Source organism: Nocardioides sp. CF8 (genome assembly GCF_000389985.1).
Lineage (GTDB): Bacteria > Actinomycetota > Actinomycetes > Propionibacteriales > Nocardioidaceae > Nocardioides > Nocardioides allogilvus.
The window spans coordinates 698,094-714,319 of the sequence record NZ_CM001852.1 but is presented as its reverse complement, the minus strand read 5'-3'; the positions used below and the strand labels follow the sequence as shown (position 1 = coordinate 714,319).

Below are 16,226 nucleotides of genomic sequence, written 5' to 3'. Positions count from 1 at the left end.
ATGGACTTCACGTATGACGACGAGCAGAAGGCGCTGCGCGAGGCCGTCCGCGGGCTCACGACCAAGGCGTACGGCGAGTTCGAGAACCGGCGCCGGGCGGTGGCCGAGGCTCCGGGTTTCGACGAGGGGCAGTGGGCCCGGCTCGCGGAGATGGGCGTGCTCGGGCTGCCCTTCAGCGAGGACGACGGCGGTGTCGGCGCGGGCCCGGTGGAGATCGGGATCGTCTGCCAGGAGCTCGGCCGGGTGCTCGCACCCGAGCCGTTCCTGGCCTCGGTCGTGCACGCCGGCGGCCTGGTCGCGGCGGCCGGTTCGCCCGAGCAGCGCGCCGACCTGCTGGGCCGGCTCGCGGCGGGCGAGATCGTGCTCGCTGCCGCCGACACCTCCCCCGGTGGGCGCTGGAGCTCCGAAGCGGAAGGAGTCACGGCCGCCCGGGACGGCGACACCTGGACCCTGACCGGGGTGCGCGACCCGGTGCCCAACGGCGCACGGGCCGACCACCTCGTGGTGAACGCGTCCCTTCCCGACGGCGGCACGGGCCTGTTCGTGGTCGAGGGGTCGGCGGCCACGCGGGCCGACCACGCCGTCTTCGACGGCAGCCGCGCGGCCCGCGTCGAGCTGTCCGAGACTCCGGCGATTCCCCTGGGCGAGCCGGGGCGCGACCTCACGGCGACCATCGCGACCATCAGCGACATCACCCGGATCATGGGCGCCAACCAGGCGCTCGGCGTGATGCAGGCCCAGGTCGCGGCGACCAACGCCTACCTCAAGAGCCGCAAGCAGTTCGGCGTCACCCTCAACACCTTCCAGGCGCTGACCTTCCGGGCGGCCGACATGTACGTCGAGCTCGAGCTCGCCCACAGCCTCGTCGACTGGGCGACGATGGTGGTCGCGGCCGGGAGCCAGGAGGACATCGCCGACGCGGCCGATCGCGTCGGCCTCCAGGTCGCACGCGCCAGCCGCCACATCGGCCAGGAGGCCATCCAGCTCCACGGCGGGATCGCGATGACGGCCGAATACTCCGTCGGCGTCGGGACCGCACACCTCGCCGTGCTCGAGATGTGGCTGGGCGGCGCCCATCACCACCTCACGCGGCTCGCCGACAGGGTCTCCGACCACGGCGAGGTCGAGGCGCTGGCCTGATGGACCTCTCCCTGTCCCCGGAGCAACAAGCCTTCCGCGACCTCGCCCGCAGCTTCCTCGACCGCGAGGCGGTCCCCCACCGCACCCAGTGGGACCGCGACGAGGCCGTCGACCTGGCCATCGTGCCCAAGATGGCCGAGATCGGGTTCTTCGGCCTGACCATCCCCGAGGAGTACGGCGGTCTCGGGGGCGACTACGTCACCTACGCGCTCGCCATGGAGGAGCTCGGCCGGGCCGACTCGGCGCTGCGCGGGATCGTGTCGGTGAGCAGCGGGCTGGTCGGCAAGTCGATCCTCTTCTTCGGCTCCGAGGAGCAGAAGCAGGAGTGGCTCCCCCAGCTCGCGACCGCCAGCAAGCTCGGCTGCTTCGGCCTGACCGAGCCCGACACCGGCTCCGACGCCGGCAACCTGACGTCGCGCGCGACGCGCGACGGCGACGACTGGGTGCTCAACGGGCAGAAGCTCTTCATCACCAACGGCACCTGGGCCGACGTGGCGCTGATCTTCGCCCGCACCAGCGACGACGGTCCCCGCGGGGTTACCGCCTTCCTCGTGCCCACCGACACTCCCGGGTTCGAGGCCCGCGAGATCAAGGGCAAGCTCGGCCTGCGCGGCCAGGCGACCGCCGAGCTCTTCCTCACCGACGTGCGGGTCCCGGCCTCGGCCGTGGTGGGCGAGGTGGGCCGTGGTTTCAAGATCGCGATGAGCACCCTCGACAAGGGCCGGCTCGCCGTCGCCGCGGGGTGCGTCGGCATCGTCCAGGGCTGCCTGGAGACGTCGGTGGACTACGCCACCACCCGCACCCAGTTCGGCAAGCCGATCGCGGCCTTCCAGCTGGTGCAGGACATGATCGCCGACATCTCCCTCGACGCCGACGCCGCGCGCTTGCTCGTGTGGCGCTGCGCCGACCTCGTCGATCGCGGCGAGCCCTTCGGCACGGCCGCGTCCAAGGCCAAGCTCTTCGCCTCCGAGGCCGCGGTCCGGGCGGCCAACCTCGCCATCCAGATCCACGGCGGTTCGGGCTACGTCGACGAGTACCCCGCCGCGAAGTACCTCCGCGACGCCCGGGTGATGACGCTCTACGAAGGCACCAGCCAGATCCAGAAGCTGCTGATCGGGCGCGCCGAGACGGGCATCAGCGCGTTCGTATGAGTGCACTGGACCAGCAATGCCGCGATCACGCCTGTCACGCGACCTTGTTGCCGTATCGCTGCCGCGCAGCCTCACCGCTGGTGCCGACCAGCGACCCGATCACAGACCAGGTCATCCCGGCCTCGCGTGCGATGCGCACCGCCTCAACTAGATGGCGCTCCGCCTCGGAACGTTCGACGACGGCATCTCGCAGCACGACCACAGCGCTGGCATCGAGTTCGTGTTCGGGATCTGGCTCATAGGACTCGAACCGAAGCGTGAGCTCTTCGGCGTGTTTCAGAATCTCGTCAACTGTGCGCGGCATCTTCGTCACCTCAGGAACTTCTCGCGGGCCCTCATGGCGTGAACGATGACGAAGGCCTCCCCGCCATCGACATAACCGACTTCAAAGAGAATCCCGGCGTGGTTCGGTCCGAGGACCATGGTGAACCCATCGCCGAGATCCCAAGCCCGGATCGGGTGGTGGTACGCATGAAGAATCTCCTCTTCGCTCATTCCGTGCTTGAGCGCCGACTGAGCAATGAACAGCAGGCTCATCGCCTTTCCAAGATAACTTGTACCTTCGGGCGGATCAACGCCACCATCGTCGAAGTCATGCCGCAACGCTAGGAGCGCGCACGGACACTCCCGACGACGCCGCCATTTTCTGGGGAGAACTCAAACCTCGGAAGGGGTGTGGACGGAAAGTGGCCCATGATCAGCAGCCTGTGGATGACGGACGACGCCGCGTCCTCGATTTTGCTTCGATCGGTTCATGACACAGCCACACGAACCGAAGTTCCCCGGCCTCAGCGCCGCTGACACCCGCTGGCTGATCGGCGAGGCCCAACGCGTGCTCACCGACCTCGGCCACAGCTCGAGCGTGCTGGACAGCGTCGCGCTCACGCTCACGGACGGTCGCGAACTGGGGCTCGACAACCTCGCGCGCACGCTGAGCCTGATGCCGCGCAAGCGATGGCCACGCGCCGTTCGGGACCAGTTGTCAACCCTCATCGCCATACGGCCGGACCAGCCTCCGGCGCCCGCCGACCTCCGGGTGAAGCTGTGGCCCAAGGAGCGAGCAGATCGACTCCTCACCTACGACGCACTCGAGCCACTGCCCGGGCTCTTCGCCGTGCTGGCAGCGCAGGGCAAAGGGGCAAGCCATGAGTTCGGCGAGCTCGCCCTCATCGGCGACCGGGACAAGGCTTACGACGCAGCCCTCAGCAACCTTGCGGGACTACCCCTGCCACGTCACACCCGACGCCGAGTCGATCCACGCGTGGGGGGCTCATGGGTCGAGTTCCTCGACAGTCCCGACGCTTACGGCGCAGCGCGGGTGACAGTGCTGCCGGAGCTACTGCGACGCGTCCTGGGCACCGGCTTCCCGATCCACGGAGTCCTGGTAGCGGTTCCGACCAAGTTCGAGCTCTGGGTGCACGTGCCGGTGGATGAGGAGGCCATCCACACCGCACTCACGATGGCATGGTTGGCTCACAAGACTTGGAGCGAGGAGCCCTATCCGATCTCCCCGAACGTCTTCCTCGTCTCGCCCGACATGGATGCCGCGCGGTTGGTGACGTCTGACCTCGAGGGGTGCGACGTCAATGAGTCAGTCGCGCTCGGTCTGCTGAAGGCCTTGGAAGCTGGCCGAGAAAGAGAAGCGAGCTGAGTCCTAGCGCGACCGCACCACTCGCCCCTCGTCCCAGACCGGACCGTCGGACTCGTAGACCTCGCCGTCCTGGCCGTAGACCAGGAACCGGTCGAAGCCGCGGGCGAACCAGCGGTCGTGGGTCACCGCGAGCACCGTGCCGTCGAACGCCTCGAGCCCGGCCTCGAGCGCCTCGGCGCTCTGCACGTCGAGGTTGTCGGTCGGCTCGTCCAGCAGCAGCAGCGTGGCCCCGGACAGCTCGAGCAGCAGGATCTGGAAGCGCGCCTGCTGGCCGCCGCTGAGGGACTCGAAGCCCTGCTCACCTGCGTGCGCGAGCTCGTAGCGGTCGAGCACGCGGGCAGCCGCTTCGCGCCCCATGCCCGCGCGGCCACCGGGCGAGCCGTCGCCGCGGTGCAGGATCTCCAGCAGGGTGCGTCCCACCAGCTCGGGGTGCTCGTGGGTCTGGACGAACCAGCCCGGGCGCACGCGCGCGCCGAGCTTCGCCTTCCCCGTGTGGGGTACGGCGCTGGGCGGGTCGCCGACAGGCCGGTGCTCCACGTCGGGGTCGGTGCCGCCGGCGGCCAGCAGCCGCAGGAAGTGGGACTTGCCGGACCCGTTGCTGCCGAGGACGGCCACGCGTTCGCCGTACCAGACCTCGAGGTCGAAGGGCTTCATCAGTCCGGTGAGCTCGAGGCCCTCGCAGACGACCGCGCGCTTGCCGGTGCGACCGCCGCGCAGTCGCATCGTGACCTGCTGCTCGCGTGGCTGCTCGGTCGGCGGGCCGGCCTCCTCGAACTTGCGCAGCCGGGTCTGGGACGCGCGATATTGCGAGGACATGCCGTCGTTGTACTCCGCCTTGATCTTGAGCCGCAGCACCAGCGCCTTGAGCTTGGCGTGCTCCTCGTCCCAGCGGCGGCGCAGTTCCTCGAAGCGCGCGAACCTGTCGGTGCGGGCCTCGTGGTAGCTGGCGAAGTTGCCGGGGTGGGTCCAGACGCGGTTGCCCGCGCTGCCGAGCTCGACGGTGACGATGCGCGTCGCGGTGTTGTTGAGCAGCTCGCGGTCGTGGCTGATGAACAGGATCGTCTTGGCCGACTCGCGGATGCGCTCCTCGAGCCAGATCTTCCCGGGAACGTCGAGGTAGTTGTCGGGCTCGTCGAGCAGCAGCACCTGGTCGGGCCCGCGCAGGAGGTATTCGAGCACCAGCCGCTTCTGCTCGCCGCCGGACAGGGTGGTCAGCAGCCGGTGCTTCGCGCGGTCGAACGGCATCGCCATCGCGGCGGTGGTGCAGACGTCCCAGGTGACCTCGACGTCGTAACCACCGGCGTCGGCATAGTCGGAGAGCGCGACGGCATAGGCCATCTGCGCCTTCTCGTCGTCAGTCTCCATCAGGACCAGCTCGCAGGCGTCGACCCTGGCGGCCGCCGCGCGCACCGCCTCCGGCGCCACGCTGAGCAGCAGGTCGGCGACGGTCTCGTCACCGCCGCCGTGCCCGACGAACTGGCGCATCACGCCCAGCCCGCCGCTGCGCGTCACCGCGCCGGCGTGCGGGGCGAGGTCGCCGGTGATGATCCGCAGCAGCGTCGTCTTGCCCGCCCCGTTGGCGCCGACGAGCGCGACCTTGGCGCCGTCGCCGACCCGGAAGCCGACGTCGTCGAGCAGCACCCGACCGTCTGGCAGTTCATAGCGCACTCCGGCGACATCCACGTGACCCACAACGAGTCATCATCCCCGCTGCGGCCGATCCAGGCGAATGCCTTTCCGCGCCTGCAACGATGGGCACCGCCACGCTCGAGCACGACCCCTCCACCACCGAACGGAGTTCACCATGCCCCTGATCTACCCCGTCGCGGAAGACACCCCGGACGACGCAGACACCACCTTCGAGGACTTCGCCGACGACTGGTCGCAGACCTGGGTGATCGAGATCGACACCGACCACGAGCACGAGGACGAGGGCGACTACGTCCGGCTCGGCCCGGTCGGCGCGCAGCAGGCCTGGGACCTCGCCCACGAGATCGAGGACAAGCGCCCGAGCTGGGTCGTCAGCATCCTGCCGATCTTCGCGGTCGACGCGGGTGCCGACGACCTCATCGAGCAGATCGAGAGCGACGAGGACTGAGGCGGGGCTCTAGCCCCGGCGCGTCTCCAGCACCCGGAACCCCTTGACGCTGGCAAGGCGCGCCGTGGGCCAGCCCTGCTCGCCCAGCCACCGCTGGAGCGAGTCGGCACCGAGGTTCTTGCCCACGACCATGACCGCGCGTCCGTCGGGTCGCAACCGAGGCAGCCAGGTGAGCAGCAGCTCGTGCAGCGCCGGCTTGCCGATCCGGATCGGCGGGTTGGACCAGATCTCGTCGAAGGTCATGTCGCTGGGGATCTGCTCCGGCGTCGCCGCGACGAAGCGCGAGCCGAGGCCCAGCGCGCGGGCGTTGTCGTTGGCGAGCAGCAGCGCCCGTTCGTTGACGTCGACACCGGTGACGGTCGCGAGGGGTACGGCGCGGGCGATCGCGAGCCCGATCGGGCCGTAGCCACAGCCCAGGTCGAGGAACTGCCCCTGCACCGGAGGCTCGAGCTCCCGGAAGAGCACCGCGGTCGCGTGGTCCAGGTGGCCGCGGCTGAACACCCCCGCACCGCTGTCCAGCTCGAAGGCGTTGCCCCACGCCTCCACCGTGAACGACTCGCGCTCGAACGGCGCGGCGGGGTCGGCGGAGAAATAGTGGTCCTCGGTCACGGGGCCATCCTCTCGTGCGACGAAATGCAGCGAGGCCGCACCCTGCAGAACGGGTGCGGCCTCGCCGTGCTGATGGATCAGCGCTGGTCCCAGCGCGTGAAGCCGGCCGCGCGGGCCCGGTCCTCGGAGTCGAACCAGACCTCGGCCCTGGTGCGACCGTAGTAGGGCGACTCAGCGGTGTGGAAGAGCATCGAGTCGGCGTTGCCCTTGATCGTGAACGACTCGTGCGGCGACGCACCGTCCGCGAGCGGGTCGGCGGAGCCCTCACCGAAGGCGCCCGCCGCAGGCAGCGACGCGAACCCGGCGACCTTGGACGTGTTGTCCTTCTCGTCCCACCGCGTGAACCCGGCCGACCGCGCACGGTCCTCGGAGTCGAACCACACCTCGGCCCGGGTGCGACCGTAGTAGGGCGAGGCCGGCGGGTGGAAGAGCATCGAGTCCTCGTTGCCCTTGATCGTGTACGCCGGGTCGGGCGACGAGCCGTCCGCTGCCGGCACGAGCGAACCCGCACCGAAGCTGCTCGTCGTGCCACCGGTCCCGGCGAAGCCGCGTGCCTGGGTGGCACCGTCCTCGTCGGCCAGCGCTGCGGAGCCACCGGCGACTGCGCCACCCGCGACGGCGCCACCCGCGACGGCGCCGGCGCCACCGGCGACCGTGCCACCGGACAGCGAGTCACTGGAGCGCGAGCCGTTGGAGGACGTGTCCGTCCACGAGGTGTCGCGGGCCTGGGTGGCCTCGACCTCGTCGTAGACCGGCGCCGACTCGACCACCGGGTCGGCCACGTGGGCACCGACCGGCGTGGCGGCCGGCGTCGACGGCTCCTCGACCCGGGACGAGCCGAACGACGTCGACTGGGCCTTCGGGGTCGAGGTGGCCTTCGGGGTCGAGGGGGCCTTCGTCTTCGACCCGGCGAGGGAGGCCGCGCCCACACCGGCAGCCGCGGCGCCCGTTCCCGCCGCGGCGTACGTCGTCTTCGACGACACCGTCGAGACCTCGACCTTGCGCAGGATCAGGAAGAGCGTGATCCCCAGGCCCAGCAGGAAGCTGAGCAACAACCAAAGCCAATTTTCACCGAGCAGCCATCCCATCAGAGGACACCTTTCGTGGAGAGGCCGGACTCGGCCTCGAGCTCATCGACGTGCGGCAGCGCGACCTTGGCGAGAAGCCAGGCGATCAGGGAGCCGAGCACGAAGGCGAGCAGGATCAGGAACCAGAGCTGTGCGAACAACCAAGCCATGTCGTCAGCCTCACTTCACCGTGATGGTGGCGAAGCGATTCTGGTCGCGCCCCGCCTGGGTTTCGTTGTCGCCGAGCTCTCGCGAGAAGTGCCCACCGACCTTGCGGATGTCGGCGGTGACTCCACCGTCGACGAGGATCTGCGACACGTTCAGGGCACGCGCGATCGAGAGTCGCTTGCTCCCGAACTTGTCGGTGTAGCCGGTGACCGTGATCTTCAGGTCGGTGCACGGCGCGATCAGCTCGGCCACGGCCGCCAGCTCGGCCTTGGAGGCCTCGTTGGGGATGCGGTGGAGCTCGTCGAACTGCACGAAGTCCGCGCCGAGCGCCTTGTCGATGCTGGCCTGGAGGCCGTTGCACTTGACGCCACCGGCAGCCGCGCTGGACGACTCCGTCGCGGACGGGCTCGCCTCCTGCGTGTCGGTGGGCTCGGTGGTGGGCTCCGCGGACTCCGAGTCGCCGGCGCCCTGGTCGCCCTCGTCACCGTTGCCGTCGGCGGCACCGGCACCATCACCGGCACCGTCGAGGCCGTCGCCGAGGCTGGCGACGCGGACGCCGTCCACGTCGGCGACGAGGTCGCGGGCCTTGTCGGCGTCGGCGGCGCTCAGCGCGGAGCCGTCGGCGGCGCTGAGCGTCAGGTCACGACCGCTCGCGTCGACGTCGACGCCGTCGAAGCCGGCTCCCTTGAGGGCGGTCAGGGCGCGACCACGGAGGTCGTCGCCGATGTCGCCGCCGCGTACGGCGGTCAGCAGCGCCGCCAGCAGCAGCGGCACCAGCAGCAGGGCGAGCCACCAGGGCCCACCCAGGTTTCTGTGGCCCCACCGGGTATCGGTGCGGCGGTCGTGGGTCGTGCCCGTGGGCACGCGATCCTGTCGTTCGTTCATGGGCAGACTTCCCGAGTAGTCGACGGATGAGACGTTGAATCGCCACACAAACTAGGGCAGCTTCACCCCTTTGGGTACTACCGCCTACTCGGCGGTACGGCGCGCCCTCGTCCGAACGGCCTGTGCAGCCAGCTCCTCGGCGTCGGGATAACCAACCTCTTCGAGGGTCAGGCCGCGCGGGTGCACGACGGTCATGCTGGGGTCGCGGCTGCGCCCGGCGAGCATCTCGGCAGCCCACCCCGGTGGCTGTCGGCCCTCCCCCACGATGAGCAGGCAGCCCACCAGCGACCGCACCATGGTGTGGCAGAAGGCGTCCGCCACGACCCGGCCCTCGATCAGGTCGGCTGGGGTCCGGGTCCACTCGAACTCGAGCAGCGTGCGCACGGTCGTCGCGCCTTCCCGCCGCTTGCAGAAGGTCGCGAAGTCCTGCAACCCGATCAGGTGCTGGGCACCCGCATTCATCAGGTCGACGTCCAACGGCCGCTCCCAGGCGAGCACGTGTCGACGGGTGAGGGGATCGATCAGCTCGGGGCGATCCGCGATGCGATAGGCGTAGCGACGCCAGAGCGCCGAGAAGCGCGCGTCGAACCCCGGTTCGGCCTCGACCGCGCGGCGTACGCGCACGTCGCCGTCCAGGATGCCGTTGAGCCGGCGCACCAACGCGTCCAGGGCAGGCCCCTTCGAGCGCCCGGCAGAGCGTGCGACATCTGCCGGATCCACATCGAAGTGCACCACTTGCCCGCGGGCGTGCACGCCCGTGTCGGTCCGCCCGGCGCACACGACGCGCACCAACGGGATCCGCAGCGCCATGGCGATCGCGTCCTCGAGCGCCCCCTGGACCGTCCGGAAGTCGGGCTGGGTCGCCCATCCCCTGAAATCGGTGCCGTCGTAGGACAGGTCGAGCCGGATGCGCACCCGCAGATCTTAGGCGCTGATCATTCAACCTATCGGTTGACAACGCGCCCTGAACGTCCTACCGTCTATTCAATCAATCAGTTGAGGAAGGTGCCTCGCATGACCGACCAGCTCTCCAAGGTCTTCGCCGCCCTGGCCGACCCGACCCGGCGCGACATGGTCGCGCGACTGACGCGGGCCGACGCGACGGTGAACGACCTGGCGGCGCCGTACGACGTCAGCCTGCAGGCCGTCTCCAAGCACCTCAAGGTGCTCGAGGAAGCAGGGCTGGTCAGCCGGACCCGGGAGGCCCAGCGCCGACCGGTGCACCTGGAAGCAGAGGTGTTCGACCTGATGACGAAGTGGATCGAGCGATACCGCCGGCAGGCCGAGGAGCGGTTCAGCCGCCTCGACTCGGTGCTGGCCGCCATGGACACGGACAACGCAACCCAGCAGCAGGAAGGAACAGCATCATGACCACCACGCAGAACCCCGACACCCGCTACACCGAGGCCGCGATCGAGGCAGACCCCCGCGTCCCCGCGGTGCACATCTGGCGCGACTTCGCCGCCACCCCTGAGCAGCTCATGCGGGCGCACACCGACCCCGAGCTGTTCAAGCAGTGGGTCGGCCCCGACTCGCTCACGACCAGGATCGACCAGTGGGACTGCCGCACCCTCGGCTCCTACCGCTATGTCGCCGAGCGCGACGGCGAGGAGTACGCCTTCCGCGGCACCTTCCCCCACGTCGGCGACGACAAGCTCGTGCAGACCTTCACCTGGGAGGGCATGCCCGACGCGATCGCGCTCGAGACGATGACCTTCGAGGACCTCGGCGACGGGCGCACCCGCCTGCACGGCTTCTCGCTGTGCGACTCCTTCGAGGGCCGCGACGGCATGCTCTCGAGCGGCATGGAGGTCGGAGTCCACGAGGGCTACGCCAAGCTGGACAGGCTCCTGGCCGATGGCGTTGCCTGAGTCGCCGGCCGAGCGCCACCGCGCGGTCGCGGGCGCCTTCGGCGACCGGGTCGCAGCGACCCGGGACTGGGAGGCCCCCGCACCGGTGGCGGGGTGGACGGCCCGCGACGTGGTCGACCACCTCGTCGGCTGGTTCCCGGGCTTCCTGGCCGCGGGTGGCTTCGGCCTGCCGCCCGGACCGGCCGTCGCGGACGACCCGGTCGCCGCGTGGCAGCACCAGGCAGGCGCCGTACAAGAACTGCTCGAGGCTCGCGGCGAGGAGCCCTTCACGCACCCCCGAGCCGGGACCCACCGGCTCGCCGATGCGGTCGACCGGTTCTACACCGCCGACGTCTTCATGCACACCTGGGACCTGGCACGCGCCACCGGCCAGCAGCCCGGCCTGGACGAGGACTTCGCCACCGCCCTGCTCGAGGGCATGCGGCCGATCGAGGAGCTGCTGCGCAGCTCTGGTCAGTACGGCGATGCCGTGCCCGTCGCACCGGACGCGCCCGTGGCCGACCGGCTGATGGGTTTCATCGGTCGCGATCCCGCGTGGGCCCCGCCCGGCTGAGTCACTCCAGCTCGTGGCGCCACGGCGGGTCGCCACCCGGCCGACTGACCGTGATCGCGGCGGCGCGGGCGGCGTGCTCCAGCACTGCGGTCCAGTCGGCTGCACGCAGCACCGACAACCCTTCGCGTGCGGCCGGCCCGACGACACCGAGCTGCCAGAGGGCGTCGACCACCGCCGCGGTCACCGTGTCGCCGGCACCGATGGTGTCGGCCACGGTGGCCGTCGGTGCCGGCACCTCCCCCTCCCCCGCGGGCGCGAACCAGCGCAGTCCCCCCTCGCCCCTGGTGACGACGACGGCGCCGGTGCCACCGGCGAGGAGCTCCGCGGCCAGCTCGGCGTGCTCCCGACCGGGCCAGAGCAGCTCGAGGTCCTCGTCGCTGGCCTTGACCACGTCGGCGTTCGCCGCCATCGCCCGGGCCCGGGCGGCGACCCCAGGCCCCCTCCCGGTGATGGCGGGTCGGGCGTTGAGGTCGAACACGGTCAGCGCGGTCGGCCGGTGCTGCTGCGCCAGGACAGCGACGTCCCGTGCTCCCGGGTCGATGGCCGCTCCGATCGAGCCGTAGAGCACGGCGACCGGGTCGACGTCGGCGGGCAGCTGCACGGCCCCGAGACGCCACTCGATGTCGAACTCGTAGGACGCGGCCCCCGACGCGGCCAGCGTCGCCTCGGCCGTCGCCGTCCGGTCGAGCACCAGCGGGTCACTGCCCAGTCGCACCCCGTTGTCGCCCAAGTGGTCGGCCAGGAGCCGGCCGCGGTCGTCGTCGCCGTACGCCGTCACGAAACGCACCGGACGCCCCAGCCGTGCCAGCGCGACGGCCGCGTTGGCGGCACTGCCACCCGGGTGCTCGCGCACGGTGCCGTCGAGACCGTGCACGACATCGACCAGCGCCTCACCCACGACCAGGGCCACCTGTTCCATGACGCTGGTCTACCACTCCGCGGCCGGCGACGGGCCGCCGTAGGCTCGAGCCATGCAGCTGGACCCGATCCACCACGACGCCGACGTGCCGCCGTTCGAGCAGGCGCGCAGCCAGATCGCGGGCCAGATCGCCGCCGGGGTGCTGCCGAGCGGCGCTCGGCTCCCGACGGTGCGCGCCCTCGCCGCCGAGGTGGGCCTGGCGGTGAACACCGTCGCCCGGGTCTACAAGGAGCTCGAGGCCGACGGGCTCGTCGTCACCGAGGGCCGGCGCGGCACGTTCGTCACCTCGACGAACGCCGGCGCTGCCGTCTCCGATGCCGCCGCGTCGTACGCCGCCGCCTGCCGTCGCCAGGGGCTGACCCTGCCGGAGTCGGTGCGCCTGGTCGAGGCGGCGTGGCAGGGCTAGGCGCGCCGAAATGACGACGGGCCCGCCATCCCCGGAGGGATGACAGGCCCGGCGTCGCGGCTGGTGCTAACTCACTCGCCTGCGCGGGTGAAGCCAGCGGCCTCAGCGGACTCGGCGGTGTCGAACCACAGCTCGGCCACGGTCGCGGCGAACCACTGACCGTCCGGCTCGTGGAACTTCATCGAGTCCTTGTTGCCCTTGATCGGGAAGCCCTCGGGCGCCTGGTCGGCGTCCTCGAGCGGGGCGTGCGCACCGGCGGGCAGCTCGTCCGAGCCGTCCACGTCGGCGAAGCCCTTGACCTCGGTGTCGGCGACCTCGGTCTCCTCGGCCACCGGAGCGGCCGTGGCAGCGGTCTTCTTCGACGAGGCAGCCTTCGGGCTGTAGGCCTCGGTCACCAGCTCGATGACCGCCATGGGGGCGTTGTCGCCCTTGCGCGGACCGATCTTGGTGATCCGGGTGTAGCCACCGGGACGCTCGGCGAAGGTCGGCGCGATCTCGGTGAAGAGAACGTGCACGACACCCTTGTCGCGGATGGTCTTGAGGACCTCACGACGGTTGTGCAGGTCGCCACGCTTGGCCTTGGTGATCAGCTTCTCCGCGAACGGGCGCAGCATGCGCGCCTTGGCCTCGGTGGTGGTGATCCGACCGTGCTCGAAGAGCGCGGTCACCAGGTTGGCAAGGATCAAGCGCTGGTGGGCGGGGCTACCGCCGAGGCGCTTGCCCTTCTTGGGCTTGGGCATGATTCTTCTCGATTCTCTCCGGCCGTACGAGGTACCGGGGTAGACGCCGCTCTGTGCGAGCGGCGGTTTGGGTTAGTACTGCTCGTCCTCGACGAAGGCGTCATCGTCGTCATCGCCGTACGCCGCGAGCGCAGCGTGCGGGTCGAAGCCGGGCGCGCTGTCCTTGAGGGACAGACCCATCTCGACCAGCTTGGCCTTGACCTCGTCGATCGACTTCGCACCGAAGTTGCGGATGTCGAGCAGGTCCTGCTCCGAGCGGCTGATGAGCTCACCCACGGTGTGGATGCCCTCGCGCTTGAGGCAGTTGTAGGAACGGACGGTCAGCTGCAGGTCCTCGACCGGAAGGGCGAGGTCGGCGGCGAGCTGCTCGTCGACGGGCGACGGGCCGATGTCGATGCCCTCGGCCTCGACGTTGAGCTCACGAGCCAGACCGAACAGCTCGACCAGCGTCTTGCCGGCCGAGGCGATGGCGTCACGCGGACGCATCGACTGCTTGGTCTCGACGTCGATGACGAGCTTGTCGAAGTCGGTGCGCTGCTCGACACGGGTGGCTTCGACCTTGTAGGTCACCTTCAGCACGGGGCTGTAGATCGAGTCGACCGGCATGCGGCCGATCTCGTTGTCGGCACCCTTGTTCTGGACGGCCGAGACGTAGCCGCGGCCACGCTCGACGACGAGCTCCATCTCCAGCTTGCCCTTGTCGGACAGCGTGGCGATCAGGAGCTCGGGGTTGTGCACCTCGACACCGGCGGGCGGCGCGATGTCGGCGGCGGTGACAGCACCGGCGCCCGACTTGCGGAGGTACATCGTGACGGGCTCGTCGTGCTCGGAGGAGACGACCAGGCCCTTCAGGTTGAGGATGATCTCGGTGACGTCCTCGGTGACACCCTCAATGGTCGAGAACTCGTGGAGGACGGTGTCCACCTTGATGCTCGTGACCGAGGCCCCCGGGATGGAGGACAGGAGGGTACGTCGCAGCGAGTTGCCGAGGGTGTAGCCGAAGCCGGGCTCGAGGGGCTCGATGACGAAGCGCGAGCGGTACTCGTCCACGGTCTCTTCGGACAGGGTCGGGCGCTGAGCGATAAGCACTGATTCTTTCCTTCCCGGATCCAACCACCATTTGATGGACCCGATCTCACGTGAAAAGGAGGCGTCGGGGGCCGCCCGCGGACGAGCGGCCACCGACCAGGGATTACTTCTTGGAGTAGTACTCGACGATCAGCTGTTCGGTGACCTGCGTGTCGATCTGCGCACGGACCGGGACCTGGTGCACGAGGATGCGCATCCGGCCGGGGAGCGCCTGCAGCCACGCCGGGACGTGACGCTCGGCGTGGGTCTCACGAGCCACGATGAACGGCGTCATCTCCAGCGACTTCTCGCGCACGTCGATGATGTCGTGAGCGGAGACCTGGAAGCTGGGGATGTCGACCTTGTGGCCGTTGACCAGGAAGTGACCGTGCACGACGAGCTGGCGAGCAGCGCGACGGGTGCGGGCGAAGCCGGCACGGTAGACGACGTTGTCGAGACGGCACTCGAGGAGCTGGAGCAGGTTCTCGCCGGTCTTGCCCTGGCGACGGTTCGCTTCCTTGTAGTAGCGAAGGAACTGCTTCTCCATGACGCCGTAGGTGAAACGGGCCTTCTGCTTCTCACGCAGCTGGAGGAGGTACTCGCTCTCCTTGATGCGTCCGCGGCCGTGCTGGCCGGGGGGGTAGGGGCGCTTCTCGAATGCCGAGTCGCCGCCGACGAGGTCGACACCGAGACGGCGCGACTTACGGCTCATGGGTCCGGTGTAACGGGCCATGTCAGTCTCTCTTTCTCAGTCTCGGGTCAGACGCGCCGGCGCTTGGGCGGGCGGCAACCGTTGTGGGGGGTGGGGGTGACGTCCTGGATGGTGCCGACCTCGAGGCCGATGGCACCCAGCGAGCGGATCGCGGTCTCGCGACCCGAACCCGGACCCTTGACGAAGACGTCGATCTTCTTCATCCCGTGGTCCATGGCCCGACGACCAGCGGCCTCAGCAGCCATCTGCGCGGCGAACGGCGTGGACTTGCGCGAGCCCTTGAAGCCGACGGTGCCGGCAGAGGCCCACGAGATCACGGCGCCGGTGGGGTCGGTGATGGTGACGATGGTGTTGTTGAACGTGCTCTTGATGTGGGCTTCGCCCTGAGCAATGTTCTTCTTCTCCTTGCGACGCACCTTGGTGGCGCGGCTCTTGGGAGGCATAGATTTCTCCTATGAGTTTCTGGTCTGGAAGCTTCGTGAATCGGCGGTGATCAACGCGTGAGCGTTGCGATCACTTGGCCTTCTTCTTGCCGGCGACAGTGCGCTTGGGACCCTTGCGGGTGCGCGCGTTGGTCTTGGTGCGCTGGCCGCGGACCGGCAGGCCCATGCGGTGGCGGCGACCCTGGTAGCTGCCGATCTCGATCTTGCGGCGGATGTCCGCCTGGACCTCGCGTCGGAGGTCACCCTCGATCTTGAAGTTGGCTTCGATCTCATCGCGAAGCTTGACCAGCTCCTCGTCACCGAGGGTGTGCACGCGGGCGTTCGGGTCAACCCCGGTCGCGGCGAGCAGCTGCTGGGAGCGGGTACGGCCGATGCCGTAGATGTAGGTGAGTGCGATCTCGATGCGCTTGTCGCGCGGGAGGTCCACACCAACGAGGCGTGCCATGTGGCGTTTCCTTGTCTGTTCTCGCAGTGGTTTCTGGTCGTGTCGCGTCCCATCCCGCCTCGGGTGGGCTCCGGCCAATGCTCCGGAGGTGGTTTCGGCCAAGGAGTCGGAGCTCCCTGACCTAGCGATCACGTTGTGGGTGATTCAGTTGTTGCTACGTCTGTGCTGAGCCTGGGCTCAGCCCTGCCTCTGCTTGTGACGCGGGTTCTCGCAGATGACCATGACGCGGCCGTGGCGACGGATGACCTTGCACTTGTCGCACATCGCCTTGACGCTCGGGTTGACCTTCATGTCAGCCCT

At 69.5% G+C, this 16,226-nt stretch carries 23 protein-coding genes; 8 read left to right on the top strand and 15 right to left on the bottom strand.

Annotation, left to right across the window (positions count from 1 at the left end):
* Together CF8_RS03495 and CF8_RS03490 are read left to right on the top strand one after the other, a co-directional pair.
* Complete coding sequence (locus CF8_RS03495; RefSeq protein ID WP_010831760.1) at positions 1–1,140, top strand: acyl-CoA dehydrogenase family protein; 1,140 nt, start codon at positions 1–3, stop codon at positions 1,138–1,140.
* On the top strand, positions 1,140–2,291 hold the full coding sequence (locus CF8_RS03490) for an acyl-CoA dehydrogenase family protein (protein ID WP_010831759.1): 1,152 nt from the start codon (positions 1,140–1,142) through the stop codon (positions 2,289–2,291). Before CF8_RS03495 ends, CF8_RS03490 begins: the two co-directional genes overlap by 1 nt.
* 34 nt (positions 2,292–2,325) lie before the next feature.
* Here the strand turns inward: CF8_RS03490 and CF8_RS03485 are convergent, their stop codons facing one another.
* Positions 2,326–2,604: a hypothetical protein gene (locus tag CF8_RS03485; RefSeq protein ID WP_107705720.1), complete on the bottom strand. Its 279-nt coding sequence runs from the start codon at positions 2,602–2,604 to the stop codon at positions 2,326–2,328.
* Positions 2,601–2,828, bottom strand: coding sequence for a hypothetical protein (locus CF8_RS03480; RefSeq protein WP_010831758.1), 228 nt, complete (start codon positions 2,826–2,828; stop codon positions 2,601–2,603). The genes CF8_RS03485 and CF8_RS03480 overlap by 4 nt, the downstream gene beginning before the upstream one ends.
* Positions 2,829–3,123: 295 nt before the next feature.
* On the opposite strand from CF8_RS03480, the gene CF8_RS03475 reads away from it, so the two are divergent.
* Positions 3,124–3,942, top strand: coding sequence for a hypothetical protein (locus CF8_RS03475; RefSeq protein ID WP_156887134.1), 819 nt, complete (start codon positions 3,124–3,126; stop codon positions 3,940–3,942).
* 3 nt (positions 3,943–3,945) lie between these two features.
* Here the strand turns inward: CF8_RS03475 and CF8_RS03470 are convergent, their stop codons facing one another.
* Complete coding sequence (locus CF8_RS03470) at positions 3,946–5,634, bottom strand: ABC-F family ATP-binding cassette domain-containing protein (protein WP_036490079.1); 1,689 nt, start codon at positions 5,632–5,634, stop codon at positions 3,946–3,948.
* A gap of 112 nt (positions 5,635–5,746) precedes the next feature.
* On the opposite strand from CF8_RS03470, the gene CF8_RS03465 reads away from it, so the two are divergent.
* Positions 5,747–6,040 (top strand): hypothetical protein, encoded by a 294-nt coding sequence (locus tag CF8_RS03465; RefSeq protein WP_010831755.1) that lies wholly within the window; start codon positions 5,747–5,749, stop codon positions 6,038–6,040.
* 9 nt (positions 6,041–6,049) lie between these two features.
* Here CF8_RS03465 and CF8_RS03460 read toward each other — a convergent pair whose 3' ends face one another.
* The 5 genes from CF8_RS03460 to truA form a co-directional block, all read right to left on the bottom strand.
* Entirely contained in the window at positions 6,050–6,649 is a 600-nt protein-coding gene (locus tag CF8_RS03460; protein WP_010831754.1) for a class I SAM-dependent methyltransferase, read from the bottom strand.
* 77 nt (positions 6,650–6,726) lie between these two features.
* A complete protein-coding gene (locus CF8_RS23595; RefSeq protein WP_051204102.1) occupies positions 6,727–7,737 on the bottom strand; it encodes a sunset domain-containing protein in 1,011 nt (336 codons plus the stop codon).
* A complete protein-coding gene (locus CF8_RS22280) occupies positions 7,737–7,886 on the bottom strand; it encodes a hypothetical protein (RefSeq protein WP_198016940.1) in 150 nt (49 codons plus the stop codon). Before CF8_RS22280 ends, CF8_RS23595 begins: the two co-directional genes overlap by 1 nt.
* 10 nt (positions 7,887–7,896) lie before the next feature.
* Complete coding sequence (locus CF8_RS20630; RefSeq protein WP_010831752.1) at positions 7,897–8,769, bottom strand: OmpA family protein; 873 nt, start codon at positions 8,767–8,769, stop codon at positions 7,897–7,899.
* Positions 8,770–8,853: 84 nt separating this feature from the next.
* Positions 8,854–9,684 carry a tRNA pseudouridine(38-40) synthase TruA gene (gene truA, locus CF8_RS03440; protein ID WP_010831751.1) on the bottom strand — a complete coding sequence of 277 codons (831 nt, stop codon included), beginning with the start codon at positions 9,682–9,684 and terminating at the stop codon, positions 8,854–8,856.
* Between the two features lie 99 nt (positions 9,685–9,783).
* On the opposite strand from truA, the gene CF8_RS03435 reads away from it, so the two are divergent.
* The 3 genes from CF8_RS03435 to CF8_RS03425 are packed head-to-tail and all read left to right on the top strand — an operon-like array spanning position 9,784 to position 11,193.
* Entirely contained in the window at positions 9,784–10,140 is a 357-nt protein-coding gene (locus CF8_RS03435) for an ArsR/SmtB family transcription factor (protein ID WP_010831750.1), read from the top strand.
* On the top strand, positions 10,137–10,640 hold the full coding sequence (locus CF8_RS03430) for an SRPBCC domain-containing protein (RefSeq protein WP_010831749.1): 504 nt from the start codon (positions 10,137–10,139) through the stop codon (positions 10,638–10,640). The genes CF8_RS03435 and CF8_RS03430 overlap by 4 nt, the downstream gene beginning before the upstream one ends.
* A complete protein-coding gene (locus CF8_RS03425) occupies positions 10,627–11,193 on the top strand; it encodes a TIGR03086 family metal-binding protein (protein WP_010831748.1) in 567 nt (188 codons plus the stop codon). Before CF8_RS03430 ends, CF8_RS03425 begins: the two co-directional genes overlap by 14 nt.
* A 1-nt stretch (position 11,194) precedes the next feature.
* On the opposite strand, the gene CF8_RS03420 is transcribed toward CF8_RS03425, so the two are convergent.
* Positions 11,195–12,112 carry a PfkB family carbohydrate kinase gene (locus CF8_RS03420; protein ID WP_010831747.1) on the bottom strand — a complete coding sequence of 306 codons (918 nt, stop codon included), beginning with the start codon at positions 12,110–12,112 and terminating at the stop codon, positions 11,195–11,197.
* 52 nt (positions 12,113–12,164) lie between these two features.
* On the opposite strand from CF8_RS03420, the gene CF8_RS03415 reads away from it, so the two are divergent.
* The gene (locus CF8_RS03415; RefSeq protein WP_010831746.1) at positions 12,165–12,518 is read left to right on the top strand and encodes a GntR family transcriptional regulator; all 354 of its coding nucleotides are present in this window, start codon (positions 12,165–12,167) and stop codon (positions 12,516–12,518) included.
* Positions 12,519–12,589: 71 nt separating this feature from the next.
* Here CF8_RS03415 and rplQ read toward each other — a convergent pair whose 3' ends face one another.
* The 6 genes from rplQ to rpmJ form a co-directional block, all read right to left on the bottom strand.
* Positions 12,590–13,258, bottom strand: a complete 669-nt coding sequence (rplQ, locus tag CF8_RS03410; RefSeq protein ID WP_010831745.1) for a 50S ribosomal protein L17, sunset domain variant — start codon at positions 13,256–13,258, stop codon at positions 12,590–12,592.
* 72 nt (positions 13,259–13,330) lie between these two features.
* Positions 13,331–14,347, bottom strand: coding sequence for a DNA-directed RNA polymerase subunit alpha (locus CF8_RS03405; protein ID WP_036490077.1), 1,017 nt, complete (start codon positions 14,345–14,347; stop codon positions 13,331–13,333).
* A 103-nt stretch (positions 14,348–14,450) separates the two neighbouring features.
* Entirely contained in the window at positions 14,451–15,059 is a 609-nt protein-coding gene (gene rpsD, locus CF8_RS03400; RefSeq protein WP_036490073.1) for a 30S ribosomal protein S4, read from the bottom strand.
* Positions 15,060–15,085: 26 nt separating this feature from the next.
* Positions 15,086–15,481, bottom strand: coding sequence for a 30S ribosomal protein S11 (gene rpsK / locus CF8_RS03395; RefSeq protein WP_010831742.1), 396 nt, complete (start codon positions 15,479–15,481; stop codon positions 15,086–15,088).
* A gap of 70 nt (positions 15,482–15,551) precedes the next feature.
* Positions 15,552–15,926: a 30S ribosomal protein S13 gene (rpsM, locus tag CF8_RS03390; protein WP_036490072.1), complete on the bottom strand. Its 375-nt coding sequence runs from the start codon at positions 15,924–15,926 to the stop codon at positions 15,552–15,554.
* A 177-nt stretch (positions 15,927–16,103) separates the two neighbouring features.
* Complete coding sequence (gene rpmJ / locus CF8_RS03385; protein WP_010831740.1) at positions 16,104–16,217, bottom strand: 50S ribosomal protein L36; 114 nt, start codon at positions 16,215–16,217, stop codon at positions 16,104–16,106.
* Positions 16,218–16,226 lie beyond the last annotated feature (9 nt).